Origin of the sequence: Pseudomonas sp. SDI (assembly GCF_003105155.1) — a bacterium.
Lineage (GTDB): Bacteria > Pseudomonadota > Gammaproteobacteria > Pseudomonadales > Pseudomonadaceae > Aquipseudomonas.
In genome coordinates this window covers 1-17,579 of the sequence record NZ_QETK01000027.1, presented here as the reverse complement: position 1 = coordinate 17,579, position 17,579 = coordinate 1, and the positions used below count along the sequence as shown (strand labels likewise).

General features: G+C 62.0%; 19 protein-coding genes and 1 pseudogene. 9 read left to right on the top strand and 11 right to left on the bottom strand.

All coding sequences use genetic code 11. The features are described 5' to 3' along the window. The first annotated feature begins 61 nt into the window (after positions 1 to 61). Positions 62 to 1,543, top strand: a complete 1,482-nt coding sequence (gene trpE / locus DCO48_RS17570; protein ID WP_116551880.1) for an anthranilate synthase component I — start codon at positions 62 to 64, stop codon at positions 1,541 to 1,543. Positions 1,544 to 1,669: 126 nt separating this feature from the next. Here the strand turns inward: trpE and DCO48_RS23015 are convergent. Continuing rightward, positions 1,670 to 1,816: pseudogene (locus tag DCO48_RS23015) on the bottom strand (hypothetical protein); the annotation flags it as partial. Positions 1,817 to 2,220: 404 nt separating this feature from the next. On the opposite strand from DCO48_RS23015, the gene DCO48_RS17565 reads away from it, so the two are divergent. The 4 genes from DCO48_RS17565 to DCO48_RS17550 are packed head-to-tail and all read left to right on the top strand — an operon-like array spanning position 2,221 to position 5,466. Beyond that, positions 2,221 to 2,814: an aminodeoxychorismate/anthranilate synthase component II gene (locus DCO48_RS17565; RefSeq protein WP_116551879.1), complete on the top strand. Its 594-nt coding sequence runs from the start codon at positions 2,221 to 2,223 to the stop codon at positions 2,812 to 2,814. Positions 2,815 to 2,823: 9 nt separating this feature from the next. Beyond that, entirely contained in the window at positions 2,824 to 3,873 is a 1,050-nt protein-coding gene (trpD, locus tag DCO48_RS17560; protein WP_116551878.1) for an anthranilate phosphoribosyltransferase, read from the top strand. Continuing rightward, positions 3,870 to 4,706 (top strand): indole-3-glycerol phosphate synthase TrpC, encoded by an 837-nt coding sequence (trpC, locus tag DCO48_RS17555; protein ID WP_116551877.1) that lies wholly within the window; start codon positions 3,870 to 3,872, stop codon positions 4,704 to 4,706. The genes trpD and trpC overlap by 4 nt, the downstream gene beginning before the upstream one ends. A gap of 55 nt (positions 4,707 to 4,761) precedes the next feature. Beyond that, complete coding sequence (locus DCO48_RS17550) at positions 4,762 to 5,466, top strand: lipoate--protein ligase family protein (RefSeq protein WP_116551876.1); 705 nt, start codon at positions 4,762 to 4,764, stop codon at positions 5,464 to 5,466. On the opposite strand, the gene crp is transcribed toward DCO48_RS17550, so the two are convergent. Beyond that, complete coding sequence (crp, locus tag DCO48_RS17545; protein WP_116551875.1) at positions 5,463 to 6,107, bottom strand: cAMP-activated global transcriptional regulator CRP; 645 nt, start codon at positions 6,105 to 6,107, stop codon at positions 5,463 to 5,465. The two genes, DCO48_RS17550 and crp, sit on opposite strands and share 4 nt — an antisense overlap. 188 nt (positions 6,108 to 6,295) lie before the next feature. Between crp and DCO48_RS17540 the strand changes: the two genes are divergently transcribed. Further along, positions 6,296 to 6,718 (top strand): OsmC family protein, encoded by a 423-nt coding sequence (locus tag DCO48_RS17540; RefSeq protein WP_116551874.1) that lies wholly within the window; start codon positions 6,296 to 6,298, stop codon positions 6,716 to 6,718. A 42-nt stretch (positions 6,719 to 6,760) separates the two neighbouring features. Here the strand turns inward: DCO48_RS17540 and DCO48_RS17535 are convergent, their stop codons facing one another. From DCO48_RS17535 to hemJ, 7 genes are all read right to left on the bottom strand, one after another. Then, on the bottom strand, positions 6,761 to 7,198 hold the full coding sequence (locus DCO48_RS17535; protein ID WP_116551873.1) for a hypothetical protein: 438 nt from the start codon (positions 7,196 to 7,198) through the stop codon (positions 6,761 to 6,763). Continuing rightward, positions 7,198 to 8,238 (bottom strand): DUF2157 domain-containing protein, encoded by a 1,041-nt coding sequence (locus DCO48_RS17530; RefSeq protein WP_116551872.1) that lies wholly within the window; start codon positions 8,236 to 8,238, stop codon positions 7,198 to 7,200. Before DCO48_RS17530 ends, DCO48_RS17535 begins: the two co-directional genes overlap by 1 nt. 11 nt (positions 8,239 to 8,249) lie before the next feature. Then, positions 8,250 to 8,897, bottom strand: a complete 648-nt coding sequence (gene coq7 / locus DCO48_RS17525) for a 2-polyprenyl-3-methyl-6-methoxy-1,4-benzoquinone monooxygenase (protein ID WP_116551871.1) — start codon at positions 8,895 to 8,897, stop codon at positions 8,250 to 8,252. A 65-nt stretch (positions 8,898 to 8,962) separates the two neighbouring features. After that, entirely contained in the window at positions 8,963 to 9,301 is a 339-nt protein-coding gene (locus tag DCO48_RS17520) for a histidine triad nucleotide-binding protein (protein ID WP_028942126.1), read from the bottom strand. Positions 9,302 to 9,372: 71 nt separating this feature from the next. Beyond that, on the bottom strand, positions 9,373 to 10,146 hold the full coding sequence (locus tag DCO48_RS17515; protein WP_116551870.1) for an SDR family oxidoreductase: 774 nt from the start codon (positions 10,144 to 10,146) through the stop codon (positions 9,373 to 9,375). Between the two features lie 83 nt (positions 10,147 to 10,229). Next, on the bottom strand, positions 10,230 to 11,189 hold the full coding sequence (locus DCO48_RS17510; RefSeq protein ID WP_116551869.1) for a nitronate monooxygenase family protein: 960 nt from the start codon (positions 11,187 to 11,189) through the stop codon (positions 10,230 to 10,232). A gap of 29 nt (positions 11,190 to 11,218) precedes the next feature. Continuing rightward, positions 11,219 to 11,644, bottom strand: a complete 426-nt coding sequence (gene hemJ / locus DCO48_RS17505; protein WP_116551868.1) for a protoporphyrinogen oxidase HemJ — start codon at positions 11,642 to 11,644, stop codon at positions 11,219 to 11,221. A 139-nt stretch (positions 11,645 to 11,783) separates the two neighbouring features. Between hemJ and argC the strand changes: the two genes are divergently transcribed. Further along, positions 11,784 to 12,818 carry an N-acetyl-gamma-glutamyl-phosphate reductase gene (gene argC / locus DCO48_RS17500; RefSeq protein WP_116551921.1) on the top strand — a complete coding sequence of 345 codons (1,035 nt, stop codon included), beginning with the start codon at positions 11,784 to 11,786 and terminating at the stop codon, positions 12,816 to 12,818. Between the two features lie 137 nt (positions 12,819 to 12,955). After that, positions 12,956 to 13,306 carry an iron-sulfur cluster insertion protein ErpA gene (gene erpA, locus DCO48_RS17495; protein ID WP_116551867.1) on the top strand — a complete coding sequence of 117 codons (351 nt, stop codon included), beginning with the start codon at positions 12,956 to 12,958 and terminating at the stop codon, positions 13,304 to 13,306. Between the two features lie 56 nt (positions 13,307 to 13,362). Here the strand turns inward: erpA and DCO48_RS17490 are convergent, their stop codons facing one another. Then, positions 13,363 to 14,454 (bottom strand): anhydro-N-acetylmuramic acid kinase, encoded by a 1,092-nt coding sequence (locus DCO48_RS17490; protein ID WP_116551866.1) that lies wholly within the window; start codon positions 14,452 to 14,454, stop codon positions 13,363 to 13,365. 3 nt (positions 14,455 to 14,457) lie between these two features. Then, positions 14,458 to 15,873: an OapA family protein gene (locus DCO48_RS17485; RefSeq protein WP_116551865.1), complete on the bottom strand. Its 1,416-nt coding sequence runs from the start codon at positions 15,871 to 15,873 to the stop codon at positions 14,458 to 14,460. Between the two features lie 211 nt (positions 15,874 to 16,084). On the opposite strand from DCO48_RS17485, the gene tyrS reads away from it, so the two are divergent. Then, entirely contained in the window at positions 16,085 to 17,284 is a 1,200-nt protein-coding gene (gene tyrS, locus DCO48_RS17480; protein WP_116551864.1) for a tyrosine--tRNA ligase, read from the top strand. The last annotated feature ends 295 nt before the right edge of the window (positions 17,285 to 17,579 follow it).

The window sequence follows — 17,579 nt, the reverse complement described above, 5'->3', positions numbered from 1 at the left end:
GGCCGGCCTGACCCGGCACGTTTGCTCGTCCGACCTATTGCCCCAATGCCACGAGGCTATCATGACCCGCGAAGAATTCCTGCGCCTGGCCGCTGCCGGCTACAACCGTATTCCTTTGGCCTGCGAGACCCTGGCCGACTTCGATACGCCGCTGTCGATCTACCTGAAACTGGCCGACCAGCCCAACTCCTACCTGCTCGAATCGGTGCAGGGCGGCGAGAAGTGGGGCCGTTACTCGATCATCGGCCTGCCCTGCCGCACGGTGCTGCGCGTGCATGACCACCAGGTGCGAATTACCCATGACGGCGTCGAGATCGAGCGCCACGAGGTGGACGATCCGCTGGCCTTCGTCGAGTCGTTCAAGGAACGCTACAACGTCCCGAGCATCGCCGGTCTGCCGCGCTTCAACGGTGGCCTGGTGGGTTACTTTGGCTACGACTGCGTACGCTATGTGGAAAAGCGCCTGGGCAAATGCCCGAACCCGGATCCGCTGGGCGTGCCGGACATCCTGCTGATGGTCTCCGACGCGGTGGTGGTGTTCGACAACCTGGCCGGCAAGATGCACGCCATCGTGCTGGCCGATCCGTCGCAGGAGCAGGCCTACGAAAAAGGCCAGGCGCGTCTGCAAGCGCTGCTTGAGCAACTGCGCCAGCCGATCACCCCGCGCCGCGGCCTCGACCTGGCCGGCCAGACTGCCGCCGAGCCGAACTTCCGCTCCAGTTTCACCCAGGCGGACTACGAGCGCGCGGTCGACACCATCAAGGAATACATCCTTGCCGGCGACTGCATGCAGGTGGTGCCGTCGCAGCGAATGTCCATCGATTTCAAAGCCGCGCCGATCGACCTGTACCGGGCATTGCGCTGCTTCAACCCGACGCCGTACATGTACTTCTTCAACTTTGGCGACTTCCATGTGGTCGGCAGTTCGCCAGAAGTGCTGGTACGCGTCGAGGACAACCTGGTCACCGTGCGTCCGATCGCCGGCACTCGGCCACGCGGGGCCAGCGAAGAGGCCGACCGCGCGCTGGAAGAAGACCTGCTGTCCGACGACAAGGAAATCGCCGAGCACCTGATGCTCATCGACCTGGGCCGTAACGACACCGGTCGGGTGTCCGAGACCGGCACGGTGAAGGTCACCGAGAAGATGGTCATCGAGCGTTATTCCAACGTCATGCACATTGTTTCCAACGTCACCGGCCAGCTCAAGCAGGGCCTCAGCGCGATGGACGCACTGCGCGCGATTCTGCCGGCCGGCACCCTCTCGGGAGCGCCGAAGATCCGCGCGATGGAAATCATCGACGAGCTCGAACCGGTCAAGCGCGGCGTCTATGGCGGGGCGGTGGGTTACCTGGCGTGGAACGGCAACATGGATACCGCCATTGCCATCCGTACCGCGGTGATCAAGGACGGCGAGCTGCACGTGCAGGCCGGTGGCGGCATCGTCGCCGACTCGGTGCCGGCGCTGGAATGGGAAGAAACCCTGAACAAGCGTCGTGCGATGTTCCGTGCCGTGGCGCTGGCCGAGCAGACCCCGCGTAGCTGAGCCCGTCAGGGCGAAGTTCACGGCGCTTGTCCTGAGCGCCGTTTCCCTCCGAGCAGAAGTCCAGGCTTAACGCCAGGTTGCTCTGCCGGTTGTTGCCGGTCAGGGTCAGGTCCTGGCGGTCATCTTGGTGCTAGCGGGCGGGCCTGCCTGGTCGGGAAATTGTCCGGCATCGGCGAGGCTGTCGCCAAATACGATCATGGTCGAGTAAGGGAAGGGGGCGCAAACGCCTGGCGGCACGGCAGGGCCAGGCTGGCGAGGGCAAAGCGGGCGCACTTCTGCATCGAAAAGATCCTTTTTCTTTATTTTTATCGGACGAAGCCAGAAGACCTCCGCAAAGTTGCGCCTATCTGGAAGATTTCGTTGGGCGGCTGGCGGCCTTGGCCATATTGCACCCGCCGCGTCGGTAGGCTACTGTGCGGACACGTATGAACGAGACCTTCCCCGTGTTGATCGTCAGCAAACTCTTGATGCGCGTTATCAAGGCCCACGCCCGTTGGCGTTGGCGCGCCTGACTTTATCTCTAGCCGGCCCGACCGGCCCGTTACCGTTTTGCCTTTCCGAGTGGTTCCACCTGATGTCGCTGTCGGCAGTTGCCGCGTCGTGCAGGGCTGGTGCGCATGTTGCCAGCAACGGAAGGCGTGAATTCAAAGTCAGTAGATTCAAGAGGTAGACCCCCGATGTTACTGATGATCGACAACTACGATTCCTTTACCTACAACGTCGTGCAATACCTTGGCGAGCTGGGTGCAGCGGTCAAGGTCATTCGCAACGACGAACTGACCATCGCCGAGATCGAAGCCCTGCAGCCGGAACGCATCGTCGTTTCCCCGGGCCCTTGCACCCCCAGCGAAGCCGGGGTGTCCATCGACGCCATCCTGCACTTTGCCGGCAAGCTGCCGATCCTCGGCGTTTGCCTGGGCCACCAGTCCATCGGCCAGGCCTTTGGCGGTGACGTGGTGCGTGCCCGCCAGGTGATGCACGGCAAGACCAGCCCGGTGTTGCACCGTGACCTTGGCGTTTTCGCCGGTCTGAACAACCCGCTGACCGTCACCCGCTACCACTCGCTGGTGGTCAAGCGCGAAAGCCTGCCCGAGTGTTTGGAAGTGACCGCCTGGACCACCCTTGAAGACGGTTCGGTCGACGAGATCATGGGCCTGCGCCACAAGACGCTGAATATCGAAGGGGTGCAGTTCCACCCCGAGTCGATCCTCACCGAGCAGGGCCACGAGCTGTTCGCCAACTTCCTCAAACAGACCGGCGGCCACCGCTAAGGATCGATCATGGATATCAAGAGCGCGCTGGCCCGGATCGTCGGTCAGTTGGACCTTTCCACCGAAGAAATGCGCGACGTGATGCGCCAGATCATGACGGGCCAGTGCACGGAGGCGCAGATCGGTGCCTTCCTGATGGGCATGCGCATGAAGAGCGAGAGCATCGACGAGATCGTCGGTGCCGTCTCGGTGATGCGTGAGCTGGCCGACAAGGTCGAGCTGAATACCCTCGATGGCGTGGTCGACGTGGTCGGCACCGGCGGCGATGGTGCGAACATTTTCAACGTTTCCACCGCTTCGGCGTTCGTCGTTGCCGCCGCCGGCTGCACCGTGGCCAAGCATGGCAACCGCGCGGTATCAGGCAAGAGTGGCAGTGCCGACTTGCTCGAAGCGGCCGGTATCTACCTGAACCTGACCCCAGTTCAGGTTGGCCGCTGCATCGACAGCGTCGGTATCGGTTTCATGTTTGCCCAGACCCACCACAGTGCCATGAAGCATGCGGCCGGCCCGCGTCGCGATCTCGGCCTGCGCACCCTGTTCAACATGCTCGGTCCGCTTACGAATCCGGCCGGGGTCAAGCACCAGGTGGTCGGCGTGTTTGCTCAGGCCCTCTGCCGGCCATTGGCCGAAGTGCTCCAGCGTATGGGTAGCAAGCACGTGCTGGTGGTGCACTCCAAGGATGGCCTGGACGAGTTCAGCCTGGCCGCGCCGACTTTTGTTGCCGAGCTGAAGCACGGCGAAATCAGCGAATATTGGGTCGAGCCGGAAGACCTCGGCATGAAAAGCCAGAGCCTGCATGGCCTGGCGGTGGAAAGCCCGGAAAAATCGCTGGAGCTGATCCGCGATGCGCTCGGGCGACGCAAAACCGAAATCGGTCAGAAGGCCGCCGAGATGATCGTGCTCAACGCGGGTGCGGCGTTGTATGCCGCCGACCATGCGATGACCCTCAAACAAGGCGTCGAGTTGGCCCATGACGCACTGCACACCGGCCTGGCCCGGGAAAAACTCGAAGAACTGGGCGCGTTTACCGCGGTATTCAAGCAGGAGAATGAAGGATGAGTGTGCCGACGGTTCTGGAAAATATCCTCGCCCGCAAGGTGCAGGAAGTGGCCGAGCGCAGCGCCCGGGTCAGCCTCGCCGAACTGGAGCGCATGGCTGCCGCGGCGGATGCGCCGCGCGGCTTTGCCAATGCCCTGATCGAGCAGGCCAAGCGCAAGCAGCCGGCGGTGATCGCCGAGATCAAGAAAGCCTCGCCGAGCAAGGGCGTGATCCGCGAGCACTTCGTGCCGGCCGAGATCGCCGTCAGCTACGCGAAGGGTGGGGCAACCTGTCTGTCGGTGCTGACCGATGTCGATTACTTCCAGGGCGCCGACATCTACCTGCAGCAAGCGCGCGCTGCTTGTTCGTTGCCGGTGATCCGCAAGGACTTCATGATTGACCCGTACCAGATCGTCGAATCCCGCGCCCTGGGCGCCGACTGCGTGCTGCTGATCGTCTCTGCGCTGGATGATGTGAAGATGGCCGAGCTGGCGGCTACCGCCAAGAGCGTCGGCCTCGACGTGCTGGTGGAAGTGCACGATGGCGATGAGCTGGAGCGCGCCCTGAAGACCCTCGACACACCGTTGGTAGGGGTCAATAACCGCAACCTGCATACCTTCGACGTAAGCCTGGAAACTACCCTCGACCTGCTGCCGCGTATCCCCCGCGAGCGTCTGGCCATCACTGAAAGCGGCATCCTCAACCGCGCCGATGTCGAGCTGATGGAAATCAACGAGGTGTATTCGTTCCTGGTCGGCGAAGCCTTCATGCGCGCCGAGCATCCGGGGCTGGAACTGCAGCGACTGTTCTTCCCCGAGCGCAGTGCGCCGAATGTGCTGCAAGGCCTGGACTGAAGCGTTCCTCCGAAAGCCGGCGTTGCCGGCTTTTTTGTAGCCAAGGATTGATGCAATGACCGATCACGCTGTTGCCGTCACCGTCGAAGCCGGCCTGCAGGCCGAGCAGGATCTGCTGTCTGCCGTGTGCAAGGGCGAAAAGGACTACGGCCTGTTGTTCTGGCAACCCACTGACCATGCCCTGGTGATGCCGCGGCGGATGAGCCGGCTGGACGGCTTCGAGGCCGCCTGTGCCGAGTTGGCCATTGCGGGCTGGCCGGTGCTGTTGCGCGAAACCGGCGGCGAGCCGGTGCCGCAATCGCCGGCGGTGATCAATGTGGCGCTGGTGTATGTGGCGCCGCGTAGCGAAGGCGACCACAACCGGATTGAAAATGCCTACGAGCGGCTGTGTCAGCCGCTCTGTGAGGTGTTGCGCGAATGGGGTGGGATGGCGTCGGTGGGCGAGATTGAGGGTGCGTTCTGCGATGGTCGCTACAACGTCAATCTCAACGGCCGCAAGCTGGTGGGCACGGCCCAGCGCTGGCGCCAGGGTCTGGGTGGCAAGCGGCCGGTGGTGCTGGTGCACGGTGCACTGCTGCTGGATAACGAGCGTGAGTCGATGGTCGCGGCGGTCAACCGCTTCAATGAGTGCTGCGCGCTGGAGCAGCGTTGCCTGGCCGACAGCCATATCGCGCTGCATGAAGTGGTGCCGGCGGCGCCACTGCTGGAGCGCCTGACCCAGGCCTACGCTACGGTGATCGCCGGTATCGCCCGCGATTAGCGGGTGCCGAACACCACCATGGTCTTGCCTTTGACGTTGACCAGGCTGCGCTCCTCGAGATCCTTGAGTACGCGGCCGACCATCTCCCGCGAACAACCGACGATGCGGCCGATTTCCTGGCGGGTGATCTTGATCTGCATGCCGTCGGGATGGGTCATCGCGTCCGGCTGCTTGCACAGTTCCAGCAGGCAGCGCGCCACCCGCCCGGTCACATCGAAGAACGCCAGGTCGCCGACCTTGCGCGTGGTGTTGCGCAGGCGCTGCGCCATCTGGCTGCCGAGGGCGTAGAGAATCTCCGGCTCCTGGCGGGCCAGCTCGCGGAACTTGTCGTAGCTGATCTCGGCCACTTCGCATTCGGTCTTTGCCCGCACCCAGGCACTGCGCTGGTGTTCCTGACCGTTGGGCTCGAACAGTCCCAGTTCGCCGAAGAAGTCGCCACTGTTGAGGTAAGCGATGATCATCTCGTGGCCTTCATCATCCTCGATCAGGATGGTGACCGACCCTTTGACGATGAACGACAAGGTTTCGGCGCGATCGCCGGCGCAAATGATGTTGCTCTTGGCCGGATAACGCCGGCGCTGGCAGTGGGCGAGCAACTTGTCGATATTCTTGATCTTGGCTGGAAGGCTTGAGGCAACCATGGCTAGTCCCGGAATGACGCGGCGCGTGAGCATTTTTATCGGCGGTCTGGCGCCAGGCGCCAGCGATTTGGCGTCAGCTTATCAGACACTTCTCGCTGTATCGGCAAATTTACTCGAACGCTTAGCCTTTTCCGACGTGCCCACAGGGTCTAAGCTGGCAACCTTTTTAGTGCAAGGGAGTCCGGGTGATGAAGGCGCGTATCCAGTGGGCGGGCGAAGCCATGTTTCTTGGCGAATCGGGTAGTGGCCATGTCGTGGTGATGGACGGTCCGCCGGAAAGCGGTGGGCGCAACCTGGGCGTGCGGCCAATGGAAATGCTGTTGCTCGGGCTGGGCGGTTGCAGCAACTTCGACGTGGTCAGCATCCTGAAGAAATCCCGTCAGGCGGTAGAAAGCTGTGAGGCTTTCCTCGAAGCCGAGCGCGCCAGCGAAGACCCGAAGGTGTTCACCAAGATTCACCTGCGTTTTGTGGTCAAAGGCCGTGGCTTGAAGGACGCCCAGGTCAAGCGTGCCGTCGAACTGTCGGCCGAGAAATACTGCTCGGCGTCGATCATGCTCGGCCGCGCAGGCGTTGAGATCACCCATGACTACGAGATCGTTGAACTCGGTTGAGCGATGCTGCGTGTGACAAGGGGCCCGATCGGGGCCCCTTTTTTATGCGTAGTCTGGGTACTTGCGGCCGGGCCAGCGCTCCAGCGCCAGCAACCAGATCAATCCGGGCAGCAACGCCAGCAGCAGCCAGGGCAACTGGTAAGCAAACAGCATGACGATTTCCACTGACGACCAGGTGGCGCCGGCGCTTTCGGCGAATAGCTGGCACAACAGGAACGCACTGGCGCTGGCCAGGCTGATGAACGCCGCGATGAGCGCCAGGTGGCGGCGCACTAGGCTTCCCAGCAGCACGAACAGCAGCATGCCGGGGGCGGAGAAGATCAGCAGTTCCACTGTGCTGCTCGATTGTGGTTCGCCCAGGTAAGGCAGCTCCAGGGTAAACGCCTCATTGGCGAGACGGGCGCTGGATAAACACACATAGAGATAGCCGACCAGTGCCAGGCCCAGGCTTTGCAGCACGCGGGTGAATAACCGGCGCATCAGCGACGCAAGCCCGGCAAGGCCCGTAGCAGCCCGTCTGGCAGCAGCGCGCGCAAGCGCGCGCTCAACGGCTCGCGATACTTCTGGTAGAGCAGGCCGAGGGCAATCACGCCCAGGCCGATCAACGTCAGCACCACCGGGAACAGCAACGAATCGGCAAACACGTCGTACGACAGGTAGCCCAGGTAGGCCGCTACCCCAAGCGCGCCGAAGACCATGAACATCGGCCGTCGCAACAGCACCGCCAGGGCCATCAGGCCCAGGTTGATCAGGCAATACATGGCCTTGCCGAATTCGTTGTCGCTGTTCATCGAGGTCAATGCGCCCCAGAACGCCAGCAGCCCGGCCAGGTAGCCCCAGAAGGCGTAATCCTTGCGGGTGCGGCCGTCGATGCCGAGAAACACCAGGAGCAGCGCCACACCGAACCACAGCGAAACCTGTTGGCGTTGCTCCCAGCCGAATTCGTTACCGTGCACCCATTCGGTCAGGTCCATCGACATGAACCACAACGCCAGGGCAATCGGCATGACGATGAACGGGAACGGGATCAGCCGCAGCATCAACAGCCCGACCAGCACGGTCGCCGCTTCCATCAGCAACCAGCCGCCTTGCACATAGGTGTAATAGTTGTGGTAGTCGCCCTGGCTGTCGTCCAGCGGCCAGACGCCGGTGAGGCGCTCGATGGCGAACACCGCCAACGGCACGATGCTGACGGCCACGGCACCGAGCACGCCGGCCGGGATAAACTGACCACGGCGCTGCAACAGCAGGCCGCCGAGGGTCAATGCGCCGATATAGAGCAGGGCGATCAGCAGCAGCGCCGTGTCGCCGACCCGCATCCAGGCCTCGCTGAGCAGCCAGCCCATGGCGGCCATGATCAGCAAGGCGCCGAAGTAGAACGCCACATGGGCCAGCTGGAAACTGGCCTGTTGTGCCGGCTGGCGCTTGAGGAACGCCAGCAGGGCCTGGTCCTGGCCGGGGTTCAGAACGCCTGCTTCGACGGCGCGGGCCAGGTCCTTGGCGTCAAAGCGTTCCGTCATGGCGGTCGGCCTCAGATGCGGTAGGTACTTTTGGTCATGACCTTGGCCATCAGGCTCATGCCGAACTTGACCGGGGCCGGGAAGCGGAAGCCGCCGGCGTCGAGGGCAGACTCGGCGTGGTGTGCTTCATCGATGCGCATTTGCTCGAGAATCGCCCGCGATTTTTCGTCTTCGGCCGGGATCTGCTCCAGGTGCTCGTCGAGGTGTTTGCACACCTGGTGCTCGGTGGCGGCGACAAAACCCAGGCTGACCTTGTCGCTGATCAGCCCGGCGACGGCGCCGATACCGAAAGACATGCCATAGAACAGGGGGTTGAGCACGCTCGGATGGCTGCCGAGCTGGCGAATGCGCTGTTCGCACCAGGCCAGGTGGTCGATTTCTTCTTCGGCGGCGTGCTCCATTGCCTTGCGTACCTGCGGTAGCTTGGCGGTCAGGGCCTGGCCCTGATACAGCGCCTGGGCGCAGACCTCACCGGTATGGTTAATGCGCATGAGACCGGCGACGTGACGGGTTTGCTGGTCGTCGAGTTCGGCATCGGGCTGGACGATGGCCGGCGATGGCCGGGCCGGTTGGCCACTAAAGGGCAGCAAGGTGCGCATGGCGGTGTCGGCCTGCAGCAACAAGCGGTCGAGCGGCGAGTATTGACGTTCGGTAGCCATCGGGCACCTCCGCAAGAATGTGCCCGACAGTTTAACCCAAACCTTATGACAGGGCTTGCGCTGGATCAGCCCGGCGGCCAGTGCATCTGGCGCTGACCGAGTACGTGCATGTGGATGTGGTAGACGGTCTGGCCACCCAGTTCGTTGCAGTTCATGACCACGCGGAAACCGTCTTCACAGCCCAGCTCCTTGGCCAGGCGCTGTGCGGTGAACAGGATGTGGCCGGCCAGGCCTTTGTCTTCCTCGGTCAGGTCGTTGAGGGTGCGGATCGGCTTCTTGGGGATAACCAGGAAGTGCACCGGCGCCTGCGGGGCAATATCGTGGAACGCCAGAACCTGGTCGTCCTCGTAAATGATCTTCGCGGGAATTTCCCGGTTGATGATCTTGGTGAACAGAGTTTCCACAACGCTAGCTCCATGGTAGTGGTCGGCTGAGTGTACTCAGCCCGTGCCGCGGCGCCCAGTGTCGATTGGCCTCAGCGCGGGCAATAGGCCTGGTTGATGGCGCCGGCCAGCTTGCGCGCGACCCAGCGCGACAGCAGCCGCGGGCTGAAGGCCAGCCAGCGGTTGCGTCGGCCGGGAATGATGACCGCACGGTTCTTGTCCAGTGCCCGCACCGTGTACAGGGCGACTTCTTCCGGGCTCAGGCAGCGTTTGCCCTTGCTCAGCCGCGCAATGTTGCGCTTGGCCGAGCGAACCGGACCGGGGCACAGTACCGAAACCTTGATGCCGGTGCGTTTGAGCTCTTCGCGCAAGCCTTCGGAGAAATGCAGCACGTAGGCTTTGCTCGCCGCATAGGTGCTCATCCACGGCCCAGGGGCAAAAGCCGCCAGCGAGGCGACATTGAGGATCTGCCCGCCGCCCTGGACGGCCATCGCGTTGCCCAGGGCGTGGCACAGGCGGGTGAGGGCGAGGATGTTGATTTCAATCAGGTCCTGCTCGTCGGCCCACTCTTGGGCCAGGAAATGCCCGTAGGAACGTATACCGGCGCAATTGACCAGCAGATCGATCTGGCGTTCGCCTTCCTCCAGTTCCAGCAGGAACCCGGACAGGCGCAGTGGTTCGCCCAGGTCGCAGGCCCGGAACAGCACCTCGACACCAAAACGTTGGGTCAGCTCGATGGCAATCGGCTCCAGCTCGTCGCGCTGGCGCGACACCAGGATCAGGTTACGTCCACGGCGCGCCAGGGCTTCGGCCAGTGCCAGGCCCAGACCGCTGGACGCACCGGTGATCATGGCGTAACGGGACATGCAGTTCTCCAGGTAAAGGGGCCGCTCATGGCATGGCGACTAGTTTACAGATTGGCCGCGTGAAAGGCTCTCCCCGGCTGGGTTCAGCGCGACCAACCTTGCTTGATGATTGCAGTGCGTTCGAATGCACGGCGGTACTCGGCATCCAGGCGGGCGATCAGTGCATCGACCGACAGTTCCCGGTCGATACCGCCAGCGCCCTGGCCCGCGGACCAGACGGTCTTCCAGGCCTTGGCTTCGTCGTCGAGCGGTTTGAGTTTGGTTTCGGCGCCTTTGCCCTTGAGCGCGGTCATGTCGTAGCCAGCCTGCTCCAGGCTCTGGCGCATGAAACTGGCCGGCACGCCGGAGACTGCCGGGGTATGGATGATGTCGGCGGCCTTGGCGGCCAGTAGCATTTCCTTGTAGGCGGGCGGCGCCAGGCTTTCGTGGCTGGCGATGAAATGGGTGCCCATGTAGGCCAGGTCGGCGCCCAGCAACTGGGCGGCGAGGATCTCGTGGCCGCTGTTCAGGCAGCCGGCCAGCAACACGGTCTTGTCGAAGCACTGGCGGATTTCGGCGAGCAGGGCGAACGGGCTCCAGGTCCCGGCGTGCCCACCCGCCCCGGCAGCGACGGCGATCAGCCCATCGACGCCCGCTTCGGCGGCTTTTTCGGCATGCCGGCGGGTCGTTACGTCATGGAATACCAGGCCCCCGTAGCTGTGCACCGCATCTACCAGTTCTTTCACTGCGCCCAGGCTGGTGATGACGATTGGCACCTTGTGTTCGACGCACAAGGCCAGGTCGGCCTGCAGGCGTGGGTTACTCGCATGCACGATCAGGTTGACGGCATATGGCGCCGGTTTGTCGAACGTGGCCAGGCCTGTCTCGATTTCCTCCAGCCAGGCCTTGAAGCCGGCGCTGTCACGTTGGTTCAGTGCCGGGAAGCTGCCCACCACACCGTTACGGCAACACGCCAGCACCAACTGTGGATTGGAGATCAAGAACATGGGGGCGGCCACCACTGGCAGTCGCAGGCGTTGTTCGAGCAGGGCAGGCAAAGACATGGAGGTTCCTCGAAGTGGGGGTACTACGATTAGAACGGCTTGACCACAACCAGAATGACGATGCCCAGCAGGATCACCACCGGCACTTCGTTGAACCAGCGGAAGTACGTGTGGCTGCGGGTATTTTCATTGCGGGCAAAGCGCTTAACGTTGGCGCCGCACATGTGATGGTAGCCGGTCAGCAACACGATCAGGGTCAGCTTGGCATGCATCCAGCCCTGGCTGAGGAAGCCGGGTGCCAGGCTCAGCAGCCAGATACCGAAGACAAAGGTGGCGATCATTGCCGGGCCCATGATGCCGCGGTAAAGCTTGCGCTCCATGATGACGAAGCGTTCGCGGCTGACGCGGTCTTCGCTCTGGGCGTGGTAGACGAACAGGCGCGGCAGGTAGAACAGCCCGGCAAACCAGCACACGACGCTAACGATGTGCAGGGCTTTGATCCATAGATACAGCATTTTTCTAGTTCCTTCAGGGTTCACAGTCGTCAGATAGTAGTGGCTAGAGCGCTCAGCCGTCATCAGAACGGTTGTTACCAACCGCGTGGGCCCATATTATCGGTGGCTTTCCAGTCGGTTCGTAGAAAGGGGCATGTTCATGGTCAAGGTCGGTATCGTCGGCGGCACGGGTTACACCGGTGTCGAGTTGTTGCGTCTGCTGGCGCAGCATCCGCAGGCGGAAGTTGCGGTCATTACCTCGCGATCCGAAGCCGGTCTGCCGGTTGCCGATATGTACCCGAACCTGCGCGGTCACTACGACAATTTGGCCTTCAGCGTGCCTGACACGAAAACCCTGGCCGCTTGCGATGTGGTGTTCTTCGCCACCCCGCACGGGGTGGCGCATGCCTTGGCCGGTGAGCTGCTGGCTGCCGGCACCAAGGTGATCGACCTGTCGGCCGACTTCCGTCTGCAGGATGCCGATGAGTGGGCCAAGTGGTACGGCCAGCCGCACGGTGCCCCGGAGCTGCTCAAGGACGCCGTGTATGGTCTGCCCGAAGTGAACCGGGAACAGATCCGCCAGGCACGTCTGATTGCCGTGCCAGGTTGCTATCCGACGGCGACCCAGCTGGGCTTCCTGCCACTGTTGGAGGCGGGTATTGCCGATGCTTCGCGCCTGATCGCCGACTGCAAGTCCGGGGTCAGCGGTGCCGGCCGTGGTGCGGCGGTGGGGTCGCTGTTCTGCGAGGCGGGCGAGAGCATGAAAGCCTATGCCGTGAAGGGCCATCGTCACCTGCCGGAAATCCGCCAGGGCCTGCGCCGTGCCGCCGGCAGCGATGTGGGCCTGACCTTTGTGCCGCACCTGACGCCAATGATTCGTGGCATCCACTCCACGCTGTATGCCACGGTTGCCGATACGTCGGTCGACCTGCAGGCGCTGTTCGAAAAACGCTACGCCAATGAACCGTTCGTCGACGTCATGCCGGCCGGCAGCCACCCGGAAACCCGTAGTGTGCGCGGTGCCAACGTCTGCCGTATTGCTGTGCATCGGCCGCAGGGCGGCGACCTGGTGGTGGTGCTGTCGGTGATCGACAACCTGGTCAAGGGCGCGTCGGGCCAGGCGGTGCAGAACTTGAACATCCTCTTTGGCCTGGACGAGCGCCTGGGTCTGTCCCACGCGGGTCTGCTGCCTTAATCCGTGGCTCGGGCGGCAGGTCCTGTGCCTGCTGCTCGACTAACGTCGGCGCTTCTATTGTTGACCGATTTTCTCGGAGAAGCGGATAATGCACGCCATCACGCATTATGGCGGCATAGCGCCGGGAGATAGTCAGCATGAGCGTCGAATCCTTCACCCCTACGGCTTTGCAATTCACGCAGGGTGCCGCGCACAAGGTGAAGACCCTGGTCGATGAAGAGGGCAACGAACGCCTGAAGTTGCGAGTATTCGTGACAGGCGGCGGCTGCTCGGGCTTCCAGTACGGCTTCACGTTCGATGAAGACGTTGCTGAAGACGACACCATTGTCGAGCGCGAGGGCGTGGCCCTGGTGGTCGATCCGATGAGTTACCAGTATCTGGCAGGCGCCGAAGTGGACTACCAGGAAGGTCTGGAAGGCTCGCGCTTTGTCATCAAGAACCCGAACGCTACTACCACCTGTGGTTGTGGCTCGTCGTTCTCGATCTGAGGTCGGGGCTTTACAGCAAAACGCCGCGCTTATGCGCGGCGTTTTGCTGTGTGCGATCAGGCCGGGTAGATAGCGCCGAGTACCCGTAGGCCCTTGGCGCCGGTGACGCTCGGCCGGTTGCCGGCGATGCCCTCCAGGCAGCAATGCGCAAGCCAGGCGAAGGCCATGGCCTCGACCCAGTCCGGGTCGACCCCGCTGACTGCCGTACTGCTGACGCGGGCGTTGGGTAGCAACTGGGTCAGGCGGCTCATCAATGCCGTGTTGTGCGCGCCACCGCCGCAGACCAGCAGCGCCTGAGTGTCCTGCTGAGCCGCTTGCAGGGAACTGACGATGCTGCGTGCGGTGAGTTCGAGCAGCGTGGCCTGCACATCCTCATCGGCGTAGGCCGGCTGCCGGGCCAGGTGTCGCCGTAGCCAGGGCAGGTTGAACACTTCACGGCCGGTGCTTTTCGGGCCGGTGCCGGCAAAGAATCGGTCGCCGAGCAGGCTGTTCAGCAGCGCGGGGATCACCTTGCCGCTGGCAGCCCAGGCGCCACCGGCGTCGTAGCTGCGGCCGTGCTTGTCGTTGATCCAGGCATCGAGCAGCACATTGCCCGGACCGCAGTCGAAGCCCCTGACCGGATGGTCGCGCTCAATCAGACTCAGGTTGCTGAAGCCGCCTACGTTCAATACCGCCAGGCGTTCGCCCTGGGTTTCGAAAAGCGTTTCGTGGAAGGCTGGGACCAGTGGTGCACCCTGGCCGCCAGCAGCGACGTCACGTCGGCGGAAGTCGCCGACCACGCTGATGCCGGTAAGCTCGGCCAGTAGTGCCGGGTTGCCGATTTGCACGGTAAAACCGCGCGCTGGCTCATGACGGATGGTCTGGCCGTGGCTGCCGATGGCGCGGATGGCGCTTGGCGCGAGCTGCTGAGCCTGCAAGAGGTGTTCAATGCCCTCGGCGGCCAGCCTGACCCACTCGGCCTCGGCCAGCGCGGCCCTGGCGATTTCGTCCGGGCCGCTGACACACAGGCCGAGCAATGCCGCACGCAACGGCTCGGGCATTGGAATGTAATGGGTAGCGAGCAGCGTAAGACGCGCCCCCTGTTCGATCAAGGCGATGTCCAGGCCATCGAGGCTGGTCCCGGACATCACTCCCAGGTAGAGCGGCATGGCTCAGCGCTTGCTCGATGCGAGCAGGGTGGCCTTTTCCTGGTCCATGCGTGCCATCAGTGGTTGGCTCTGCTGCATGAAGCGCTGGCGTTCGGCCTTGGCGATCGGGTCGGCCATGGGAAGCTTCTGGCCTAGCGGATCGACGTGAACGCCATTGACCTGGAACTCATAGTGCAGGTGCGGGCCGGTCGACAGGCCAGTAGTGCCGATGTAGCCGATGATCTGGCCCTGCTTGACGCTACCGCCGGTTTTCACGCCTTTGGCGAAGCCCTGCATGTGCCCGTAAAGGGTCTGGTAGCTATTGCCGTGCTGGATGATCACGGTGTTGCCGTAGCCGCCACGACGCCCGGCAAGCAAGACCTTGCCATCACCCGCTGCCTTGATTGGGGTGCCGCGCGGGGCCGCGTAGTCGACACCTTTGTGCGCACGGATCTTGTTCAGGATCGGGTGTTTACGGCCGGCTGAGAAGCGTGAGCTGATGCGGGCAAAGTCCACCGGGGTACGGATGAACGCCTTGCGCATGCTGTTACCGTCGGCGGTGTAGTAACTGGTGTTGCCGGCTTTGTTGGTGTAGCGAACGGCGGTGTAGCTCTTGCCGCGGTTGGTGAAGCGCGCGGAAAGGATGTTGCCATTGCCGACGACTTTACCGTTGGCCACTTTTTGTTCGTAGACCACGTCGAACTCGTCACCCTGGCGAATATCCTGGGCGAAGTCGATGTCGTAACCGAAGATGCTGGCCATGTCCATGGTCAGGCTGTGGTTCAGGCCGGCACGCTGGGCCGAGGCCGACAACGAGCTTTTGATCACCCCATGGACATAGGCCGAGCGCACCACGGGCTTGGTGACTTCACGGTTGAACGCGTAACCGTTTGCGCCCTTGGTCAGGCGAATGGTTTCCAGGTCGCTGACCTTGCTGTGCAGGCTGGCCAGTTGGCCGTCCTTGTCCAGTTCGATTTCCAGTACCTGGCCATGCTTGAGCTGGCTGAACTGCTTGGCTTGCTTGTTGGCTGCCAGCACCTCATGCACGGCAGTGGCTGGCAGTCCAACCTTGGCGAACAAAGTGGACAGCGTATCGCCGCGTGCGACAGTCACTTCGCGATGGCTTGGCTCGGTTTTGGCGGTGCTGGGTGTTGCCGGTGTTGCGGTTTTGGCGGCTTCCTCGGTCGGCTCGGCGCTGTTGTCGATCTGCGCGAAAGGCGAAGGCGCGGACTCTTCGTTGGCCTGCTGGTGGGCGTTTTCTTGCTGTTTGAGTTGCTCGACCGGGGTTTCCAGCTCGAGGTTCAGGGTTGTTTTCTTGGCTTCTACTTCGCTGGAAGGAAATACCAGCAAGGCCAGACTGAGCAGGGCGGCTATGCCGCTCGCGGCCAACAGGTGGCTCTTCGGATAAAGCGGGGGCGCTTTAGGCGGTTCGTTGGTCATGGGCAAATTGACTTTGAAAAAGATGAAATGGATAAAGATGAATGACATGATGAAGATGAAATAACTGTATAAAATATAACCAAAACCCTTCCAAAGCAAGCGCGCAGACGTCATCAGTCGGGTATCGGGTCACATCGCGGCCCGGAACTTGTATTTGATGGCTGATCTTGTATGGTTGGAGCCCTTTGAATCTGAGCCTTACGGGTCTGTTATGAAGTCGGTTGAAGAGCAGCTAGCGCTGATCAAGCGTGGTGCGGAAGAGGTACTGGTCGAGTCGGAGCTGGTCGAGAAGCTCAAGCGTGGGCAGCCACTGCGGATCAAGGCGGGTTTCGACCCGACGGCGCCTGACCTGCACCTGGGCCATACCGTGCTGATCAATAAGCTGCGCCAGTTCCAGGAGTTGGGCCATCAGGTCATTTTCCTGATTGGTGACTTCACCGGCATGATCGGCGACCCGAGTGGCAAAAGTGCCACGCGTCCACCGCTTACGCGTGAGCAGGTGCTCGACAATGCCGAGACCTATAAACAGCAGGTGTTCAAGATTCTCGATCCCGCCAAGACCGAAGTGGCGTTTAACTCCACCTGGATGGACCAGCTGACGCCAGCCGATTTCATTCGCCTGGCATCGCAGTACACCGTGGCGCGCATGCTTGAGCGTGACGACTTCGACAAGCGCTACACCAGTAACCAGCCGATCGCCATTCACGAGTTCCTCTATCCGCTGGTGCAGGGTTATGACTCGGTTGCCTTGAAGGCCGATGTCGAGCTGGGCGGTACCGATCAGAAGTTCAACCTGTTGATGGGGCGTGAGTTGCAGCGCAGCTACGGCCAGGAAGCGCAGAACATTGTCACCATGCCATTGCTCGAAGGGCTGGATGGTGTGAAGAAGATGTCCAAGTCGCTGGGCAACTATGTCGGCATCCAGGAAGCACCCGGGGTGATGTACAGCAAGCTGGTCTCGATTCCGGACACGCTGATGTGGCGTTACTTCGAGTTGCTCAGCTTCCGCTCGATGGAAGAGATCGAAGGTTTCCGCGCTGATGTGGCTGCGGGTGCCAACCCGCGCGACATCAAGATCAAGTTGGCCGAAGAGATTGTTGCGCGCTTCCATGGTGAAGAGGCCGCGGCCAATGCGCACCGCGCAGCGGGCAACCGCATGAAGGGTGGCGAGTTGCCGGAAGATCTGCCGGAAGTGGAAGTGTTGGCGGCTGAAGATATGCCGATCTCCGCCATCCTTAATAAGGCAGGTCTGGTGAAGAACTCGGCGGCTGCGCGTGATCTGCTGGCGGCGGGTAGCGTGAAGGTCGACGGTGAGGTGGTCGATCGTGGCTTCATGTTCGCTATCGGCGCCACCCATGTCTGTCAGGCTGGCAAGAAGGCGTTCGCGCGTATCACCCTGAAAGCCGAGTAAGGCCTTCTTCTATATAGAGGGAGGGGCGTCGAAACTAATTTGAAGGTTTTTCAAATTAAGGGTTGACGGCCGATTTAATCTCTCTATAATTCGCCCCACTTCCGGCGCAGTCGAAACGGAAAACTCCTTGAGAATCAACGAGTTAGATGTTTCAGGTAGTGCCGGAATGCTTCGATCGAAAGATCGACAGCGGTGAAAAAAGGCAGTTGACAGCAACGTTAAGTTCTGTAGAATTAGCCTCCCGCTGACGAGAGATCGTAGCGAGTTAAGCGTTTGAAGTTAAACAGGAAATTCT

What these genes read in the sequence shown, in the direction of transcription:
- crp (WP_116551875.1), bottom strand. Translation starts at nt 6,107, where the DNA reads ATGGTTGCCTCAAGCCTTCCAGCCAAGATCAAGAATATCGACAAGTTG.
- hemJ (WP_116551868.1), bottom strand. Translation starts at nt 11,644, where the DNA reads ATGCTGTATCTATGGATCAAAGCCCTGCACATCGTTAGCGTCGTGTGC.
- tyrS (WP_116551864.1), top strand. Translation starts at nt 16,085, where the DNA reads ATGAAGTCGGTTGAAGAGCAGCTAGCGCTGATCAAGCGTGGTGCGGAA.
- trpC (WP_116551877.1), top strand. Translation starts at nt 3,870, where the DNA reads ATGAGTGTGCCGACGGTTCTGGAAAATATCCTCGCCCGCAAGGTGCAG.
- trpE (WP_116551880.1), top strand. Translation starts at nt 62, where the DNA reads ATGACCCGCGAAGAATTCCTGCGCCTGGCCGCTGCCGGCTACAACCGT.
- DCO48_RS17565 (WP_116551879.1), top strand. Translation starts at nt 2,221, where the DNA reads ATGTTACTGATGATCGACAACTACGATTCCTTTACCTACAACGTCGTG.
- DCO48_RS17550 (WP_116551876.1), top strand. Translation starts at nt 4,762, where the DNA reads ATGACCGATCACGCTGTTGCCGTCACCGTCGAAGCCGGCCTGCAGGCC.
- trpD (WP_116551878.1), top strand. Translation starts at nt 2,824, where the DNA reads ATGGATATCAAGAGCGCGCTGGCCCGGATCGTCGGTCAGTTGGACCTT.
- DCO48_RS17515 (WP_116551870.1), bottom strand. Translation starts at nt 10,146, where the DNA reads ATGTCCCGTTACGCCATGATCACCGGTGCGTCCAGCGGTCTGGGCCTG.
- erpA (WP_116551867.1), top strand. Translation starts at nt 12,956, where the DNA reads ATGAGCGTCGAATCCTTCACCCCTACGGCTTTGCAATTCACGCAGGGT.
- argC (WP_116551921.1), top strand. Translation starts at nt 11,784, where the DNA reads ATGGTCAAGGTCGGTATCGTCGGCGGCACGGGTTACACCGGTGTCGAG.
- coq7 (WP_116551871.1), bottom strand. Translation starts at nt 8,897, where the DNA reads ATGGCTACCGAACGTCAATACTCGCCGCTCGACCGCTTGTTGCTGCAG.
- DCO48_RS17485 (WP_116551865.1), bottom strand. Translation starts at nt 15,873, where the DNA reads ATGACCAACGAACCGCCTAAAGCGCCCCCGCTTTATCCGAAGAGCCAC.
- DCO48_RS17530 (WP_116551872.1), bottom strand. Translation starts at nt 8,238, where the DNA reads ATGACGGAACGCTTTGACGCCAAGGACCTGGCCCGCGCCGTCGAAGCA.
- DCO48_RS17490 (WP_116551866.1), bottom strand. Translation starts at nt 14,454, where the DNA reads ATGCCGCTCTACCTGGGAGTGATGTCCGGGACCAGCCTCGATGGCCTG.
- DCO48_RS17510 (WP_116551869.1), bottom strand. Translation starts at nt 11,189, where the DNA reads ATGTCTTTGCCTGCCCTGCTCGAACAACGCCTGCGACTGCCAGTGGTG.
- DCO48_RS17540 (WP_116551874.1), top strand. Translation starts at nt 6,296, where the DNA reads ATGAAGGCGCGTATCCAGTGGGCGGGCGAAGCCATGTTTCTTGGCGAA.
- DCO48_RS17535 (WP_116551873.1), bottom strand. Translation starts at nt 7,198, where the DNA reads ATGCGCCGGTTATTCACCCGCGTGCTGCAAAGCCTGGGCCTGGCACTG.